The organism is Microbacterium sp. HSID17254 (genome assembly GCF_003989315.1).
Taxonomy (GTDB): Bacteria; Actinomycetota; Actinomycetes; order Actinomycetales; family Microbacteriaceae; genus Microbacterium.
Genome location: NZ_RBLT01000011.1, coordinates 116,422 through 131,484 on the forward strand (window position 1 = coordinate 116,422; position 15,063 = coordinate 131,484).

Below are 15,063 nucleotides of genomic sequence, written 5' to 3' on the forward strand. Positions count from 1 at the left end.
GAAGAAGTGAGTACGACATGCACACCACCGCCCTCCGGCCCCGAACGGCCGTCGCGCCCCTGATGGTCGCCCTCCTCGCGGCCTGCCTCGCGTTCCAGCTCAACGCGAGCATGCTCAGCCCGGCGCTGGTCACGATGGAGCGCGAGCTCGACGCGACGGCCTCCGAGATCGCCGCCACCCAGACGGTGTTCTTCACCGCCGCCGCCCTGTTCACCCTCTTCCTCCCGCGGCTGGGCGACCTCATCGGACGGCGCCGGGTGCTCGTCGGCATGCTCGTGGTGATGGCGGTCGGCTGCGTGGTCGCGGCGCTCGCGACCAACGTCCCGATGCTCTTCGTCGGCCGCCTCATCCAGGGTGTCTCCGGTCCCGTCGTCCCGCTGTGTCTGATCATGCTGCGCGCGGCCGTCAGCGACCCGAAGATGTACGGCACCCTGCTCGGCGTCGTGACAGCCGTCAACGGCGGGATCGCCGGCGGCGACGCGCTGCTCGGCGGCTACCTCGCCACGAACCACGGTTTCGCCTCGATCTTCTGGACCATGGCCGGCGTCGCTGTGGTCGCGGCACTCGTCGTGCGCCTTCTCGCCCCGGAGACGATGGCGGAGGACCGCCCGCGCATGGACTGGTGGGGGTCGTTGCTCCTGGTCGTCTCCGTCGGATCGATGCTCATCGCCCTGAACGAGCTCGGGAAGCTCGCAGAGGCGGACGTGCTCCTGGTGGTCGTGCTGGCCGTCGTCTCCGTGGTGTCCTTCCTCGCGTTCTGGAAGCTCGAGGGTGCGCTGCGGGACCCGCTCGTCTCGCCCGCCCAGTTGAAGCAGCGTGCCACCTGGGCGCTCTCCGCGACATCGTTGCTGACCCTCTCCGGGATCTTCGCGGTGATGAACGGCGTGGTCCCTGCACTGGCGCAGGACACCGCGATGGGACTCGCGATGAGCGCGGAGGAGGTGTCGTTCTGGATCCTGATGCCGTACGCGCTGGCGGGCCTGCTGATGGGACCCCTCACCGGACGGCTCGCCGCGACGGTGGGCTACCGGGCGATGCTGCGGATCGGGCTGGTCGGCACGATCGTGGTGCTCGTGCTGATGGTCGCGAACGTCGGAACCTCGTCGCGGATCATCCTGCTGTTCCTCTCGGTCGCCGCCGGCATCACCTACGCCGGCATCGGCAACATCATGTTGAACGGCCTGGGGGTCGTGCTGTCGCCCACGGAGAGGCCGGGCTCCCTCCCCGGGCTGAACACCGGTGCGATCAACCTCGGGGCCGGGCTGAGCTTCGTCGTGATCTACGCGGCCCAGACGTCGTTCGGCGGCAGCGGGGACGCGGCGGGTGGCTACGTCGCCGCGCTCCTCACCGGTGCCGTCGTGCTCGCCGGCGCGCTGACGTTCTCCCTCTTCATCCCGAAGCCCGTCCATGCCGAGCTGACCCGCTGAGGCGGCTCAGCTGAAGAGGATGAGGACGTAGACGGCGAAGGTCGCCAGGTGCGCCGCGCCGTGCATCGCGGTGACCCGCTTCGCCGCGAACGTCGTCACCGAGAGCAGCAGCGTCACGGCGAGCATGAGGAGGTTCGCCGGCGACTCGGCGAGCACCACCTCCTGGCCGGTGAGCATGCCGATCAGGAGGACCGCCGGGATGGTCAGGCCGACCGTCGAGACGAGCGCGCCGTGGCAGAGGTTGTTCACCCGCTGCGCCTCTCCGTTCAGGGCGGCGCGGGTCGAGGTGATCGACTCGGGGAGGAACACGATGCCCGCGATCAGCAGTCCCGCCAGGGCGATCGGAGCGCCGAGCCGGCCGAGACCATCGTCGAGCAGGGCCGCCATGTCGTGCGAGAGCAGCACGATCGGGACGACCGTGACGACGAGGAGCACGAGGCGGGTCAGCACCTCGACGCGGTGGGCCGCGAGCACCTCGCGAATGGGGGTCCGGGGTGCTTCCCTCTCCGCCGCGTGGGCGGCCGGTCGCAGCCGCTCGTCCACCTCGGTGAAGTCATCGGCCTGCGCACCCATCTGCCGGAACAGGAAGAACGCGTAGAGGGCGAGGGTAAGCACGATGATCGGGATCTCCTGGCCGATCGTGTACGCACCGTTGTCGCCGATGAGGCCGGGGAGCCCGAACGCCAGGGCGACGAGGACCACGAGCATCGACAGGTACGCGGACGTGCCGGTGCGGTTGTGCGCCATCCCCCGATGGCGGAGGCCGCCGAGGAGGAGGGCCAGACCGATCACGAGGTTGAGGATGATCATCGACACGGCCATGACCGAGTCGCGCGCGATCGTGGCGTGCTCGCCCGGTCCGAGCATGACCGCCGAGATGAGGATCACCTCGATGAGCACGATCGACAGCGTCAGCACCAGAGAGCCGTAGGGGTCGCCCAGTCGGTGGGCGAGGGCCTCGGCCTGCTTCACGACCCCGAAGGCGCACACGAGGATGACGGCGACGATCGCGAGGAGGGCCACCACCAGGAGCGGCCCGGGCACGGGCGGCGCGAGCAGCGGGTGCAGGGCGAGCAGGGCGGCGAACGCCCCCCACCCCAGCGCCACGCGCAGCACATCGGTGCGGGTGATGAACGACCGGATCATGACGGACTCCTTCATGAGTCAGTCGTCGTGTGCGGGTACTGCTCCCTCGTCCGCTGCTCCGGGTGCCGGAGACACCTCCAGGATACCCGCGCTCCCGGAACAGCGGCTGAGCAGAGCCGGACTCAGCCCTGCGGGGCGTCGTTCCAGGACCAGATGTCGTCGCCGCGCAGCACCGCGTCGGCCCCGCCGTCACAGTAGATCGTCTGTCCCGCCATGTGGGTGTTGGCCGGGCTGGTCAGCCAGACGAGCAGCTCGGCGATGGAGGACGCCGGCTGGTGGTAGTTCAGCGGCATCGGCACGGCGGCATCCACCATGGCCAGGCCCTCGGGCGAGTCGAGCAGGCCGGCCGTCATCGCCGTGGTGACGGTGCCGGGGGCGACCGCGTTCAGCGGGATGCCCGCTCCCGCCCACGCCGGGGTGACGCTCTCGCGACGGACCCAGCGCGACAGGGCGCGCTTGCTGGACGAGTAGTTGAGGAACCCGGCCTCGGGGGTCGCCGCCAGACGGTCGCCGATCTCGATCGCGCGCGCCTCGTCGCCGGCGAGGGCGGCGTCGACGAGCTCGGGCGACACCGGCTGCAGCGAGGCCATCGACGACACCACGGCGGCGCGCGGCGCATCGGCCAGGCTCAGCGTGGGCTGCAGCGCGGTCAGGAACTCCGTCACGCCGAAGAAGTTGATGGACACCGTCTTCGAGATCGGAGCCGAGATGCCGGCGCAGGCGATGACGGCGTCGATCCCGTCGTCGGCCGCCTCCACCACGGCGCTGGCCGCGGCCAGACGGCCCTCGTGGGTGGACAGATCCCCGTCGACCTCGGCGCCGGCGAGGTCGACGCCGATCACGGTGTGGCCTTGGGCACGGAGCAGCTCGGTGGTGGCGGCGCCGATGCCGGATGCGGATCCGGTGACGACATAGGTGCGGGTCATGAGGTTTCCTCCTTGATGGACACGACCGGCGGCGTGCCGGACAGTGCGGTGACGAAGCGGCCGAGCTGGCGGCGGAATCCGTCGATCTCGTCCGGTGACCAGCCTGCGAGCGCATCGTCGACCATCCGATGGCCGGCCTCGACCAGGCGCGCATAGGCCGTCCGGCCCGCGTCCGTCAGGCGCACCTCGACCGTGCGTCCCGAGCGCACGGGGTCGACGACGCCCTGCGTCGCCATGCGGGCGACGAGCTTCGACGTGGTCGGCCGCGACAGCGTCGCGTGCGCGGCCAGGTCGCCGAAGCCCATCGCACCCCCGTTCATCCCGAGCAGGTAGAGCGCGCGGATGGCGGACGGATCGAGGGCGACGTCGACGGCTTCGGCGACCTGACGTTGCAGGTCGCTCTCACTCCATTCCGACACCACCCGGACGAGGGCCAGGTGGATGCCGGCGACGTCTTCGCCGGTGGTCATGTGTCCAGGGTACGCCTCAAAGTTGCCTCAGGCAACAGTTGTGATGTACCCCGCGCTCGCCGTGTCCTCCACGAGCGCGAAGAAGTGGCGACCGCCCGCGCGCCGCGCGCGTCGCCACCGGCGCTGCTGCCCGTCGGCGTAGTCGAGCACGATCCACGCGGGCGCAGGCGTGCCCTGCGGGCCGAGCACGAACGAGCACGCCCCGAGGCCGGGGGAGGCGAGCTCGGCGACGAAGCGGTCGTCACCGGGCGCGAACGGCGCCGTGTCATGGAGCTCGGCCGGCTGCAGGCGGAGGACGGTGTCGGCGTGTTCCTGGGTCTCGGTGCGGAGCCGGCGCCTCATGCGGCACCGCCCTGGCGTGCCGCCCACTCCCGGGTGTCCCGAAGGCCGTGCGCATCGAGGTAGGCGCGGATCACCTCCGCGGTGACGCGGATCTGCGCCTCCGTGCCCATCGCCGCCTGCATGACGCCGATCACGGGCGCCGGCTTGCCGTCCACCCGCTCGAGCGCCTCCCAGACGATGTCCTCGCGGCCGCCGCGGCCGAGGGCGTGCGGCATCGAGGTGAACCCCGTCCTTCGCTGATCAGTGGGTCGTGTCTCTGGCATGCGTGTTCCTCTCTCGGGGCGGATGGGCAGGCTCGCGCCGAGGGACGGGGGTCCCTCGCGAGGCGCACGTCGGACGGCGGGGTGGTCTCCCCGGGGTCGGTGCGCGTGGTGCGGTGGCGCGCGCTCCGCCGGCGGCCCGGTGAGGGGCGTGCGGAGCGGTCAGCGTGGCCGATTGCTGTCCTCCGACGGTACCACGTTATTTTTAGCCATTCAAAAGAAGTGGCGAATCGTCTGCACGCCGGGTGGGGTCCTGAGCGATTGCCGCGTGCGTTTTTCTCCCGTTCAGCGGGAAATTTGACTTCCCTGTGCTTCCGGGTATGGTCGGTGGTTACGCCAGCCAGTCACAAAGGGGAAGCGCCATGTCAGGAAAGTCCACACCGGGTCGCGCAGGGAAGAAGGCGCCGCAGCTCTCACTGAAGGAGAAGCGGGCGGCGAAGCGCGCGAAGAACGCCCCGGACGAGTTCCTCAAGCCTCGCAAGGGCGCGAAGAGCTGAGGACTCCGGCCCGGTGGGGGTGGCGGTGCTCCGCCGCGCCCACCGGGGCTACCGGGGCGACGGCGACCTGTCAACGGGCCTTGTCCTCAGCGCGGATCCGACGCACTCTGGAGTCCCCGCTACGAGAGGAGCGCGTCATGTCGAATCCGGAAGCCTTCATGTACCCGGACGAGCCGTTGCTGTCGGAGGAGGCTCTGCGGCTCGCGGAGGAGGACGCCGCCGCCGAGGCCGAGGAGGAACCGTCCCGCGAGGGCGTCGCGGCGCATCTCGCCGAACGGGGCGGCGACGACCCCGACGCCCTGCAGGACGTGCCCGCCGGTGGCGCCGGTGCGGACGCCGGTGCCGGAAACGCGGCCCGCGTCGACCCGTCGTCGAAGAACCCGCCGGAGCCCGCCTACGAGTCGACCCACAGCAAGGAGCCGGGTGTCGGTCCGCGGCACGAGGGCGACTGAGCCGGCGCTCAGCGGAAGAGGCGGGTGATCCCGCTCTCCACCTGCGCGAGCTGGATGAAGACGAGGCCGCGCCAGAGCGGACGCAGAGGTGCCCGCAGTGCCCGTCGCACCGGACCGCGGGGCCTGGTCTCCCACGTCATCGTCGCGCGGAGCTGCGTCCCTCCCGCGGCCGGTTCGAGTGCCATCGTGAGGACGCGCGGATTCGCATGGGGCGCGTCGGGGTACTCGAAGCGCCAGGTGAGCGCCCCGTCCTTTTCGTCCCGGATCACGCAGAGGCGATGGAATTCGGGCTTGCGGCGCAGGGGTCGTCCGTCCGGCGCTGTGGTCGGGGCGAACGCCTCCCAGGGGCCGTCACTCCCGGCGGGGAGGACGCCGGCGACGCTCTGCTCCCACTCCGGGAGCCGTTCAGGATCGGCGAGCACCGCCCGGACCTCGGCGTGGGCGCCCGGCACGAACATCGAGCGGGACCCGGTGATCCCCCCGGCGGCCGGCTTTCGGCCCGGCTGAGGGGAGCGCGCGGTGCCTTCGACCTCGTCGAGCTGGGCCGTGAGGTCGTCTTCCGTCACGGCCAGCCGGCCGAGGATGGCGGCGATCAGGCCGCTGGGTTCCGCGAGCAGGGCGCGAAGTACGGCGGCGGAGTCCCCGCGGCGACCTCCCTGGGACGCGGCTCGGAGCACCGCGAGGGCACGCTCGGTCCAGTCGTAGCCGTCGGTCTCGTGGAAGACGATGCGACCCGGACCCACCGCCGGGGCATCGATCCCCATGGCGAGGAGCTGCCCCGCGTGCTGCGCCTCGACGGCCGCCCGGGCGGTATCGAGGCGGATCCCGGCCCTCCGGAGCACCTGCCCGCCGGTGTCCGCATCGAGCGTGAGAGCGAGCAGCAGATGATCGATGTCCGCGTCGTGCACGCCGAGGCGCGACGCCTCCTCCATCGCCGCGAGCGACAGCGTGTGCATGGTGGCAGCCGCCTGCGTGAACCGGCTCATGCGTTCCTCCGCGGCACCGGGATGCTCGGATCGATGCGGCGGCTGTGCTTCTTGTGCACGGCCTGCCGCGTGACGCCGAGGGCATCCGCGATGGTCTGCCAGCTCATTCCGGCGCGGAGCGCGGCCTCCACCTGACGCAGCTCGAGCGCGTCGGCGAGGCTCCGCAGCGAGGCCACGGCGCGCAGCCCGGCGCGCGGATCGGTCGTGTCCGCCGCGGTGCGGGCGATGTCGAGGGACTCCATGCTGTCAACCTAGGTTGCTGACGGGCAGATTGTCAACCGCGGTTGCTCGAAGAGTCCCTCGACCGAACCGTCAGGCGGCTGAGGGGTGCAGTACGACCTTGATGCAGCCGTCCTTCTTCTCCTGGAACGTCCGGTACAGCTCCGGGGCGTCCTCCAGCGCCGCGTGATGCGTCGTCAGATCCATCACGCCCAGCGGATCCGACGGGTCCTCGACGAGCGGGAGGAGATCGTCGATCCAGTTCTTCACGTTGCACTGGCCCATCCGCAGGCTGATCTGCTTGTCGAAGAGCGTCTTCATCGGCAGGATGTCGGCATCGCCCGCATACACACCGCTCAGCGAGATCGTCCCGCCGCGGCGGACGGCGTCGATCGAGGCGTAGACGGCAGCGAGCCGATCCACCCCGGCCTTGTCGAGCATCTGCCGCGCTGCGGGATCGGGCAGCAGGCCGACCGCCTTCTGCAGGAACTCCACGCCGCTGTTGCCGTGCGCCTCCAGGCCCACCGCATCCACCACGGCATCCGCACCCCGTCCCTCGGTCGCGTCGCGGATCTCTTCCACGGTCGTGTCGGTGAGGTCGAGCGTCTCGATGCCGTGCCGCTCGGCCATCGCGCGCCGCTCCGCCACCGGTTCGACCGCGATGACGCGGTGGCCGCGGTGGCGGGCGATCCGGCTGACGAACTGTCCGACGGGTCCGAGGCCCATCACCGCGAGGGTGCCGCCTTCGGGGAGCTGCGCGTACTCGACGCCCTGCCACGCCGTCGGCAGGATGTCGCTGAGGAAGAGGTAGCGCTCATCGGGCAGGTCCGGCGCGACCGGGATGTGGTTGTAGTCCGCCAGCGGCACGCGGAGGTACTCCGCCTGCCCCCCGGGGACCTGGCCGTAGAGCTTGGTGTAGCCGAAGAGCGCCGCGCCGCTGCCGTACTTGCGCACCTGGGTCGTCTCGCACTGCGATTGCAGCCCGCGGAGGCAGAAGAAGCACACGCCGCAGGCGATGGTGAAGGGGATCACCACGCGATCGCCCGGCTTCAGCTTCGTGACGTTCGCACCGACCTCCACCACGACGCCCATCGGCTCGTGTCCGAGGATGTCTCCACGGTCGAGGAACGGCCCCAGGAGCTCGTAGAGGTGCAGATCGGAGCCGCAGATGGCCGACGAGGTGATCCGGATGATGGCGTCCGCCGGCTGCTGGATCACCGGGTCGGCGACCTCCTCCACCGTCACGTTCCGCTTGCCCTGCCAGGTGAGTGCCTTCATCATGTCCTCCACGTCTCGATGTCCGTCGTCCCTCCACGCTCTCGGGCGCGCCGCAGCATGGCCACCCGGTTGACAGGCCCTGGACGACGTGCGACCCCGGGACTCAGTGGAACGGGCAGCCGCGCCCGGAAGCGGCGGCGCGCACCCGCGCTCCGGACGTGGGCTTGGTGGGCAGGCGGCGGCGATTCACCCCGAGCCCCTCGTCGAGCACCGTCAGCTCCGGGTCGCTCAGCACGGCGACGGCCGCGGAGAGACCGGCGATGACGAGCTTCTCCCCGGGGCAGCGGTGACCGGTGGCGACGTCGCCCCCGCCCTGGGGGACGAAGGTCGTGATCTCCTCGTAGTCGTCCACGTCGGTGAACCGCTCGGGGGCGAAGCGCTCCGGGTGGGACCACGACCGCTCGTCGGTGTTCGTGCCGAGGATGTCGAGGACGACCCGGCCGCCCTCCGGGACCGTGACGCCGTCGATCTCGACCTCGGCGACGGTGCGACCAGGCAGCATCGGCACGAACAGTCCGGTCCGCCGCACCTCCTGCGCGAACATCGTCGCGAGCGTTCCACCCACGAGCGATCCCCGCTCGGCGGTCTCGGCGGCGATCCGGGTACGCCACTCGGGGTGGTCGTGCAGCTGCTTCGCGGCGAAGGCCACGAACCGCGCGGCGGCGATCATCGGACGGATGCTGTTCTGCAGCTCGACGCCGGCCACCTGGGCGGGCAGCAGCTCGCCGTTCTCGTCGCGATGCGCGGCCCACAGGGCGAGCGCGGTGCCCTCCGGTGCCGTCAGATCGCCGGCGCGGACGGCTTCGATGAGGCGACGCGCGTGCCGGTCCGAGAAGATCCGGTTCGCGAAGGCCTCGACGTAGGCGGGGGAGTAGGGGGCGCCGAACCCGTCCACGATCTGCGCAAGGCGCGTGGCCCAGCGGGTCTTCGCCGCCGCCGTCCCCGGCAGTCCGGCCCAGCGCATCATGGCGCGCCCGAAGGCGCCGACGGCCGCGTCGTAAGCGCTGCGGGTGCCGCCGGCACGCCAGTCCTCACGCTCGGCCGCCCACTCCCGTTCGAGGAACGGTGTGAGCCGTTGGACCTGCGCATCCTCGTACGCGGCTTCGACGAAGGTGGCCTTGCGGTGGCGGTGGGCGGTGCCGTCGAGCGCGTGCACGGACCCGTGCCCGAACAGGGGCTCGCGGACGATCCCGGGCATGGCCCCGGCGCGGGCGATGCGGCTCTCGTCGTAGAACAGCTCCACCCCCTCGGCACCGCGGACGAAGGCCGCCGGGTGCCCGAGGAGGCGCATCGGGGCCGACCGGGCGCCGGGGCGGGCTCGACGCCAGACGCGCTCGCCGAAGTCGTAGCCGCGGGTGAGCAGCGACGGCGAGTCCTCGTGCAGGACCGCGTCGACACCGTCGGACAGTCGGGAAGTCAGTCGCTGGAGCATGATCCGACCCTGACACGGGATCTCGACGGGGCCCAGGGGGAAGCATCCTCGAGACGTTTGTGCTAGCCGGACGGTCGGCTCTGCGGATGTCAAGCACCTGTCCGACCGTCTTCCGGAGCGCGCAGGATGAGGTCGGAATGGAGGAACCATGGCCACCAACACCCGCGACCTGACGTGCACCACCCATGACGTGTTCCGCGTGCTGGCGAACGGCTGGCTCTACCCCGCGTGGGTGGTCGGCGCCTCCCGCATGCGCGACGTGGACGACTCCTGGCCGGCGGCGGGCGCCCAGCTGCACCATTCGGTCGGCACGTGGCCCGCGCTCCTGGACGACACCACCGAACTGGTGGAGTGGCACCCGCCGCACCGTGCGGTCATGCGGGCGCGCGGCTGGCCGGTGGGCGAGGCGCAGGTGACGATCCGCGCGCGGACGACCCCGAGCGGATGCCAGGTGCGCATCGATGAGGAGCCGGTCAAGGGCCCGGCGACGATCCTGCCCCGGTTCCTGACCACGCCGATGCTCCGCTGGCGGAATGCGGAGACGCTGCACCGTCTCGGCTACCTGGCCGAGGGCCGCGCCTCCTGACGCGGGCTCTGCGCATCAGGCTCCGGCGCGCATGAACTCCTCGGCGGCGCGCACCTGCTCCGCCGAGGGGCGGATGCCGGTGTAGAGGACGAACTGCTCCAGCGCCTGCCGCGTCGCGACCTCGGCGCCCGTGATCACCGTCTTGCCCGCGGCCCGACCGGCGGCGATGAGCGGCGTCTCGGCGGGCAGCGCGACGACGTCGAACACGACCGCGGCGGCGTCGATGGTCGGCTCCGGGAAGGCGAGGGCGTCGGCCTCCGCACCTCCGGCCATGCCGAGCGGGGTGACGTTCACGATCACGTCGGCCCTCGCGTCTCCGACCTCGGCGCGCCAGGCGAACCCGTACAGCTCGGCGCGGGCGCGGCCCGCCGTCTCGTTCCGGGCGACGATGGTCACGTCCGTGAAGCCGGCGTCGCGGAACGCGGCGGCCGTCGCCTTCGCCATGCCGCCCGAACCCCGGAGGAGGACCGACGATGCCGGGTCGAGGTCGTTCTCCGCGATCAGCTGCGCGATCGCCGCATAGTCGGTGTTGTGGGCCGTGAGGACGCCGTCGTCGTTCACGATCGTGTTGACGGAGTCGATGGCCTGTGCCGAGGGGTCCATGCGGTCGACGAGCGCGATGACGTCCTCTTTATAGGGCATCGAGATCGCGCACCCGCGGATGCCAAGGCCGCGCACCCCTGCAATGGCCTGCGCCAGATCGGTCGGCGCGAACGCCTTGTAGATCCAGTTCAGACCGAGGGCCTCGTACAGGTGGTTGTGGAAGCGCGTGCCGTTGTTGCTCGGCCGTGCGGACAGCGAGATGCAGAGCGTCATGTCCTTGTTCAGCATGGTCACCGAATCAGGCTACCCCTGCGTCTGTCAAGGTCCATGGCGGGAGATCGCGTCCTCCCCTATGGTGAAAGTGCATGCAAGGGGATCGATCGTCTACGCCTCTCCCCAGCAGGCGGAGGCCCTCCCCACGGGCCGGGCGATCCGTGCATGCGATTGGGCCCTCTCGAGTAGTTCAGTCCCCAATGAACTCCTCGAGAGGGCCGCTACCCGGCCGTCCGCCACGAAGATTTTCAAATTTGTCCCCCAAAAGGGGGACAAGAAGCGCGCGGAGGGGTTAGGATGTTTCTGACGCACCCTCCGGTCGTCTTCGGCCCTCATCGCTCCCCCCGCGGTGAGGGCCACACCATTTTCCGGGCGCGTCCGCTCATGCAACATTTGGATTACCTTCTCGCAACGGCTATTCCGCCGGGGGTCCCCTCCACTAGCGTTAGCGATGTCGGTGCACCCCTGCGTCGGCTTCTACATCAGCAGAACAGGCAGTACATGAGCACCCAGGGCACGGTCAAGTGGTTCAACTCGGAGAAGGGCTTCGGCTTCATCTCCCCCGACGACGGAGGCGCTGACGTCTTCGCGCACTACTCCGCCATCCAGTCATCCGGCTACCGCTCTCTCGAAGAGAACCAGCGGGTCGAGTTCGATGTGGCGCAGGGTCCCAAGGGCCTGCAGGCAGAGAACATCCGCCCCGTCTGAGGCGGAAGCAACACCGGGAACTCCCCGTCGGATCCACGCGCAGGCGCTGACCCGGCGGGGAGTTTCGTCTTCCCTGACGGCCCTGGAGCCGGTCAGGGCAGCAGGAGTGCGCGCAGCTTGTCTACGGTCGAGACGCGGAACGCCGCGTCGTCGCCCTCGTGCGGGTCGCTGAAGCCCCAGCCGACGAAGATCACGGGCACGCCGTTGGCGAGACCGCCCTCGACGTCGTGGTGCCGGTCGCCGACGAGGACCGGGCGGGAGGTGTCGGCACCGAGCGCGCGCAGCCGTCGCAGCGCCTCGGCCACGATGTCGGTCTTTGACGCGAGCGTGGCCTCGTCCGGCGTGGCGCCCACGGTCGTGAGGAACGACGGCCGCAGTCCGAAGTGATCGACCAGCGCGTCGACCTGGTTCTCGGGCTTCGAGCTCGCCGTCGCCTGGGGGACTCCCGCCGCGTGCAGGTCATGGATCAGCTCGGCGACCCCCGGATACGTCTGCACGTCGGTCGTGTACCCGTCCGCCTTGCCGAGGGTGCGGTAGAACGCCACCGCCTCGGCCGACTGCTCCGGCGTCATCCCCGCCTGGTCCTGGAAGGACTGGAACATGGGAGGGCCGATCCAGTGCACGAGCTCCTCGCGCGTCGGCGCCGGGTGGCCGAAGTGCGTCAGGGCGATGTTCAGGCGACGCAGGATCCCGACCGAGGCGTCGACGATGGTCCCGTCGACGTCCCAGAGCACACACGAGTAAGGCGAAGAGGGCATGCCTCCAGCCTAGGGTCCCGCGAACGGGTGCCCGCCCGTCCTGCACAGGTGTGCACGAAACGGGTTCATCCACCGAACGCGTGAACACCCTTCACGCCGATCTAGAGTCGTGACAGCGGCGGGATCACGGGTGAGAATGGGGGCATGTACGTGTCGGTGGAAGTCATCACGATGCTGGCGACGGCCGCGACGACTCTCGTCGCGATCATCAGCGGATTCGGCTGGATGATCGGTCGGATGGACACGCGGTTCGCCGCGGTGGACGCGAAATTCGACCGGATCGAGCACGAGCTCACCGAGGTCAAGATCGCGATCGCGCGGCTGGAGGGTCCGCGGCCGCGACTGGTCTCGACGCGCTGAGGTCAGAAGAGGCGGGGGATGCCCGACTCGATGCCCTTCATGTCGTCGTAGTCGAGCACGAGGCACCGGATTCCGCGATCCTCGGCGAGGACGCGGGCCTGCGGCTTGATCTCCTGGGCGGCGAACACGCCCTGCACCGGGGCGAGGTGGGGGTCGCGTCCCAGGAGCTCGAGGTAGCGGGTGAGCTGCTCGACGCCGTCGATGTCGCCGCGGCGCTTGACCTCGACCGCGATCGCCACGCCGTCGGCGTCGCGCACCAGCAGGTCGACCGGGCCGATGGCCGTGGGGTACTCGCGCCGGACCAGGGTGGCGCCCTCGGCGACGCGGTCCACCTGTTCCGCGAGCAGGCGCTGCAGGTCGGCCTCGACGCCGTCCTTCTGCAGACCGGGGTCGATCCCGAGCTCGTGGCTGGAGTCGTGGATGACCTCGTAGATCTGCACGCGGAGGGCATCGCCGGTCTTCTTGTGGGTCACGCGCCACACCTCGACGACGCCGGCGCCGGCCTCCTCCTCGCCCGGTTCCTCGGTCGCGAGCACACACGGCGGGCTCATCCAGTTCAGCGGCTTGTAGCTGCCGCCGTCGGAGTGCACGAGCAGACTCCCGTCACCCTTGTGCACGAGCAGGCGGGTGGCGAGCGGAAGATGGGCGTTGAGTCGGCCGGTGTAGTCGACCGAGCAGCGGGCGATGACGAGACGCACCCGACGAGCCTACTTCGTCGTCGCCGGTCACGCGGTCAGAGGAACGCGTCGAAGAGTCCGAGCTCCGTCGCGGCCGAGCGGGCGATGAGGAAGCCGATGATGCCGATGATCCACGCCGTGTTCTCCGCGCCCGTCCGCTCCATCCAGGCGGCGAAGCGCTCCAGCGGACGCTGCACGAGCGGGGCCGCCACGAGTCGGAGCACGAGGAGCACGAGCGCCGGGGCGATCATCAGCGCGCAGTACCCGGCGAGGGAGAGCACCCGGAGCGGCGTGTCGACGCCGGCGTCCGCGAGCATCGTCATCGCCACGATGTACGGGAGCATCGTCGCGACCTCCACGAGCCCCGCGGCGATGGCGACGGCCATGACCGCGAACCCCCGAGTCTGCGGGTCGAGCAGGCGTTCCCGCCACCGAACGATCCGACCGGGACGCGCAGCGGCCGTCGCGGCGGCGGACGGAACGGGAGGGGATGCCGGGGCGTTCGGCCCGGACAGCGGTTCGCCGGCCGGTCCGCCGGGGCCGGTCGCCGCGGTGGTGGCCGCGGGCGCTCCGACCGGCGCCGCCTCCGCAGGCTTCGTCGGCATCACGAAGGCGGTGACGAGCAGCGCGGCACCGACGACGAGACGGGTGATCATGCCCGCGGGAGAGCTCAGGAAGTCGGAGGCGACGTCGACGAGGTTCACCAGCCCCCAGAGGAAGAGGAGACCGACCACGAGATAGAACACGGCGATCGTCGCGAGATAGAGGAGGATCCGTCCGGCGCGTACGCGTCCGGGGTGCAGGAGGAGGAAGACCGGGATGAGCAGCGTCCCGACGCTCAGACCGTCGATGAGCGCGAGCACGGCGAGGGAGAGGGGCAGCGGCAGCCCGCCGAAGAGTTCCATGCTTCCACGATCCCGGCGGCACGCCGAGCGCGGATCGGGCGAAAGTCGGGGTCGTCCGGATGCCCTCATCCTTTGGTCGGATGCGACGCCGATCGCGCCGTGGTTGCATGAGGACATGCACGATCCGGCCGACGGAGGGCCCGCCGCCTGGTACCGGCGGCACCGGTGGTGGGTGGACCCGCTGGGCATGGCCGCTCTCGCGACGGTCATGGCGGCGCTCGGGTTCCACGGCATCTGGGGACCCTTCTCCCTTCTACCGGAGGACGTCTCGCCGTGGTGGGCCCTGGTTCTCGCGATCCCGGCCTGCGCTCTCGCGCTCGGCAAGCGGCGTCATCCGTGGACGGTGCTCGCGCTCGTCGCCGGGCTCTTCGTCGCCGACCTCCTCACCGTCGGCGGCGTCGGGACACTCGTGGTGCTGCTGGATGTGCTGTGGACGGCGGCCTTCCTCGCCGGCCCACGCGGGCGCCGCGTGCTGCTCGTGCTCCTGGGCGCGGCGACCGTCGTCCTCTTCCTCGCCGCCCTGCTCCTCTCGGCGGCGACGCCCGCGGTCGCGGTCCTGTTCGCGGTGCAGTTCGGCGCGATCTTCGGTACGGACTACTGGTGGGCGGTGGCGGTGTCGCAGGCGCACGAGTTGGCCGACCTGCACCGTCAGCGGGCGGAGGACGCCGCAGCGACCGCCGCCCGCGATCGGGCACAGGCCGTGCAGCGCGAGCGCGAGGCGATGGCGCGCGAACTCCACGATGTGGTGGCGGGGCACGTGATGGCCATGGCCATCCGGGCGGAGGCGGCGCTCGCCGCGCCCGCGGCACGGTCGGACG

General features: G+C 70.7%; 20 protein-coding genes. 7 read left to right on the forward strand and 13 right to left on the reverse strand.

The window, feature by feature from the left end; translation table 11 throughout:
- Window positions 1–17: 17 nt before the first annotated feature.
- Window positions 18–1,427, forward strand: coding sequence for a uridine transporter UriT (uriT, locus tag D8M34_RS09035; protein WP_126893801.1), 1,410 nt, complete (start codon window positions 18–20; stop codon window positions 1,425–1,427).
- 6 nt (window positions 1,428–1,433) lie between these two features.
- On the opposite strand, the gene D8M34_RS09040 is transcribed toward uriT, so the two are convergent.
- The 5 genes from D8M34_RS09040 to D8M34_RS09060 all read right to left on the reverse strand — a co-directional run bounded on the left by D8M34_RS09040 (window position 1,434) and on the right by D8M34_RS09060 (window position 4,574).
- Window positions 1,434–2,573 carry a calcium:proton antiporter gene (locus D8M34_RS09040; protein WP_238695632.1) on the reverse strand — a complete coding sequence of 380 codons (1,140 nt, stop codon included), beginning with the start codon at window positions 2,571–2,573 and terminating at the stop codon, window positions 1,434–1,436.
- A gap of 122 nt (window positions 2,574–2,695) precedes the next feature.
- Window positions 2,696–3,499, reverse strand: a complete 804-nt coding sequence (locus D8M34_RS09045) for an SDR family oxidoreductase (protein WP_126893803.1) — start codon at window positions 3,497–3,499, stop codon at window positions 2,696–2,698.
- Entirely contained in the window at window positions 3,496–3,969 is a 474-nt protein-coding gene (locus D8M34_RS09050) for a MarR family winged helix-turn-helix transcriptional regulator (protein ID WP_062637668.1), read from the reverse strand. Before D8M34_RS09050 ends, D8M34_RS09045 begins: the two co-directional genes overlap by 4 nt.
- Window positions 3,970–3,996: 27 nt before the next feature.
- Window positions 3,997–4,311: a hypothetical protein gene (locus D8M34_RS09055; protein WP_062766051.1), complete on the reverse strand. Its 315-nt coding sequence runs from the start codon at window positions 4,309–4,311 to the stop codon at window positions 3,997–3,999.
- On the reverse strand, window positions 4,308–4,574 hold the full coding sequence (locus tag D8M34_RS09060; RefSeq protein ID WP_126893804.1) for a hypothetical protein: 267 nt from the start codon (window positions 4,572–4,574) through the stop codon (window positions 4,308–4,310). The genes D8M34_RS09055 and D8M34_RS09060 overlap by 4 nt, the downstream gene beginning before the upstream one ends.
- 359 nt (window positions 4,575–4,933) lie before the next feature.
- Here D8M34_RS09060 and D8M34_RS19770 point away from each other — a divergent pair, with 359 nt between their 5' ends.
- Complete coding sequence (locus D8M34_RS19770) at window positions 4,934–5,068, forward strand: hypothetical protein (RefSeq protein ID WP_255218720.1); 135 nt, start codon at window positions 4,934–4,936, stop codon at window positions 5,066–5,068.
- Window positions 5,069–5,205: 137 nt separating this feature from the next.
- The gene (locus tag D8M34_RS09065; RefSeq protein ID WP_126893805.1) at window positions 5,206–5,520 is read left to right on the forward strand and encodes a hypothetical protein; all 315 of its coding nucleotides are present in this window, start codon (window positions 5,206–5,208) and stop codon (window positions 5,518–5,520) included.
- 8 nt (window positions 5,521–5,528) lie between these two features.
- On the opposite strand, the gene D8M34_RS09070 is transcribed toward D8M34_RS09065, so the two are convergent.
- From D8M34_RS09070 to D8M34_RS09085, 4 genes are all read right to left on the reverse strand, one after another.
- Window positions 5,529–6,506 carry an SRPBCC family protein gene (locus tag D8M34_RS09070; protein WP_126893806.1) on the reverse strand — a complete coding sequence of 326 codons (978 nt, stop codon included), beginning with the start codon at window positions 6,504–6,506 and terminating at the stop codon, window positions 5,529–5,531.
- Window positions 6,503–6,748, reverse strand: coding sequence for a hypothetical protein (locus D8M34_RS09075; RefSeq protein ID WP_025105178.1), 246 nt, complete (start codon window positions 6,746–6,748; stop codon window positions 6,503–6,505). The genes D8M34_RS09070 and D8M34_RS09075 overlap by 4 nt, the downstream gene beginning before the upstream one ends.
- Window positions 6,749–6,818: 70 nt before the next feature.
- On the reverse strand, window positions 6,819–8,003 hold the full coding sequence (locus tag D8M34_RS09080; RefSeq protein WP_126893814.1) for a zinc-dependent alcohol dehydrogenase: 1,185 nt from the start codon (window positions 8,001–8,003) through the stop codon (window positions 6,819–6,821).
- Between the two features lie 103 nt (window positions 8,004–8,106).
- Entirely contained in the window at window positions 8,107–9,435 is a 1,329-nt protein-coding gene (locus D8M34_RS09085; protein WP_126893807.1) for a cytochrome P450, read from the reverse strand.
- A 148-nt stretch (window positions 9,436–9,583) separates the two neighbouring features.
- Here D8M34_RS09085 and D8M34_RS09090 point away from each other — a divergent pair, with 148 nt between their 5' ends.
- Window positions 9,584–10,021, forward strand: a complete 438-nt coding sequence (locus tag D8M34_RS09090; protein ID WP_126893808.1) for an SRPBCC family protein — start codon at window positions 9,584–9,586, stop codon at window positions 10,019–10,021.
- 15 nt (window positions 10,022–10,036) lie between these two features.
- On the opposite strand, the gene D8M34_RS09095 is transcribed toward D8M34_RS09090, so the two are convergent.
- Entirely contained in the window at window positions 10,037–10,858 is an 822-nt protein-coding gene (locus D8M34_RS09095) for a shikimate 5-dehydrogenase (protein ID WP_174235379.1), read from the reverse strand.
- Between the two features lie 480 nt (window positions 10,859–11,338).
- On the opposite strand from D8M34_RS09095, the gene D8M34_RS09100 reads away from it, so the two are divergent.
- On the forward strand, window positions 11,339–11,545 hold the full coding sequence (locus D8M34_RS09100) for a cold-shock protein (RefSeq protein ID WP_017203899.1): 207 nt from the start codon (window positions 11,339–11,341) through the stop codon (window positions 11,543–11,545).
- Between the two features lie 92 nt (window positions 11,546–11,637).
- On the opposite strand, the gene D8M34_RS09105 is transcribed toward D8M34_RS09100, so the two are convergent.
- A complete protein-coding gene (locus tag D8M34_RS09105; protein WP_126893809.1) occupies window positions 11,638–12,303 on the reverse strand; it encodes an HAD hydrolase-like protein in 666 nt (221 codons plus the stop codon).
- A 144-nt stretch (window positions 12,304–12,447) separates the two neighbouring features.
- Between D8M34_RS09105 and D8M34_RS09110 the strand changes: the two genes are divergently transcribed.
- Complete coding sequence (locus D8M34_RS09110; protein ID WP_085604211.1) at window positions 12,448–12,663, forward strand: hypothetical protein; 216 nt, start codon at window positions 12,448–12,450, stop codon at window positions 12,661–12,663.
- Window positions 12,664–12,665: 2 nt separating this feature from the next.
- Here the strand turns inward: D8M34_RS09110 and nucS are convergent, their stop codons facing one another.
- Both nucS and D8M34_RS09120 read right to left on the reverse strand, forming a co-directional pair.
- Complete coding sequence (gene nucS / locus D8M34_RS09115; protein ID WP_060923428.1) at window positions 12,666–13,361, reverse strand: endonuclease NucS; 696 nt, start codon at window positions 13,359–13,361, stop codon at window positions 12,666–12,668.
- A gap of 35 nt (window positions 13,362–13,396) precedes the next feature.
- A complete protein-coding gene (locus D8M34_RS09120) occupies window positions 13,397–14,245 on the reverse strand; it encodes a GAP family protein (RefSeq protein ID WP_029989914.1) in 849 nt (282 codons plus the stop codon).
- Between the two features lie 115 nt (window positions 14,246–14,360).
- Here D8M34_RS09120 and D8M34_RS09125 point away from each other — a divergent pair.
- The coding region (locus D8M34_RS09125; protein ID WP_238695633.1) for a histidine kinase at window positions 14,361–15,063 on the forward strand (703 nt) is incomplete at its 3' end.

Excerpts from the sequence above, each read along its gene's own strand:
- uriT (WP_126893801.1), top strand. The coding sequence starts at position 18 with ATGCACACCACCGCCCTCCGGCCCCGAACGGCCGTCGCGCCCCTGATG.
- D8M34_RS09040 (WP_238695632.1), bottom strand. The coding sequence starts at position 2,573 with ATGATCCGGTCGTTCATCACCCGCACCGATGTGCTGCGCGTGGCGCTG.
- D8M34_RS09045 (WP_126893803.1), bottom strand. The coding sequence starts at position 3,499 with ATGACCCGCACCTATGTCGTCACCGGATCCGCATCCGGCATCGGCGCC.
- D8M34_RS09050 (WP_062637668.1), bottom strand. The coding sequence starts at position 3,969 with ATGACCACCGGCGAAGACGTCGCCGGCATCCACCTGGCCCTCGTCCGG.
- D8M34_RS09055 (WP_062766051.1), bottom strand. The coding sequence starts at position 4,311 with ATGAGGCGCCGGCTCCGCACCGAGACCCAGGAACACGCCGACACCGTC.
- D8M34_RS09060 (WP_126893804.1), bottom strand. The coding sequence starts at position 4,574 with ATGCCAGAGACACGACCCACTGATCAGCGAAGGACGGGGTTCACCTCG.
- D8M34_RS19770 (WP_255218720.1), top strand. The coding sequence starts at position 4,934 with ATGTCAGGAAAGTCCACACCGGGTCGCGCAGGGAAGAAGGCGCCGCAG.
- D8M34_RS09065 (WP_126893805.1), top strand. The coding sequence starts at position 5,206 with ATGTCGAATCCGGAAGCCTTCATGTACCCGGACGAGCCGTTGCTGTCG.
- D8M34_RS09070 (WP_126893806.1), bottom strand. The coding sequence starts at position 6,506 with ATGAGCCGGTTCACGCAGGCGGCTGCCACCATGCACACGCTGTCGCTC.
- D8M34_RS09075 (WP_025105178.1), bottom strand. The coding sequence starts at position 6,748 with ATGGAGTCCCTCGACATCGCCCGCACCGCGGCGGACACGACCGATCCG.
- D8M34_RS09080 (WP_126893814.1), bottom strand. The coding sequence starts at position 8,003 with ATGAAGGCACTCACCTGGCAGGGCAAGCGGAACGTGACGGTGGAGGAG.
- D8M34_RS09085 (WP_126893807.1), bottom strand. The coding sequence starts at position 9,435 with ATGCTCCAGCGACTGACTTCCCGACTGTCCGACGGTGTCGACGCGGTC.
- D8M34_RS09090 (WP_126893808.1), top strand. The coding sequence starts at position 9,584 with ATGGCCACCAACACCCGCGACCTGACGTGCACCACCCATGACGTGTTC.
- D8M34_RS09100 (WP_017203899.1), top strand. The coding sequence starts at position 11,339 with ATGAGCACCCAGGGCACGGTCAAGTGGTTCAACTCGGAGAAGGGCTTC.
- D8M34_RS09105 (WP_126893809.1), bottom strand. The coding sequence starts at position 12,303 with ATGCCCTCTTCGCCTTACTCGTGTGTGCTCTGGGACGTCGACGGGACC.
- D8M34_RS09110 (WP_085604211.1), top strand. The coding sequence starts at position 12,448 with ATGTACGTGTCGGTGGAAGTCATCACGATGCTGGCGACGGCCGCGACG.
- D8M34_RS09120 (WP_029989914.1), bottom strand. The coding sequence starts at position 14,245 with ATGGAACTCTTCGGCGGGCTGCCGCTGCCCCTCTCCCTCGCCGTGCTC.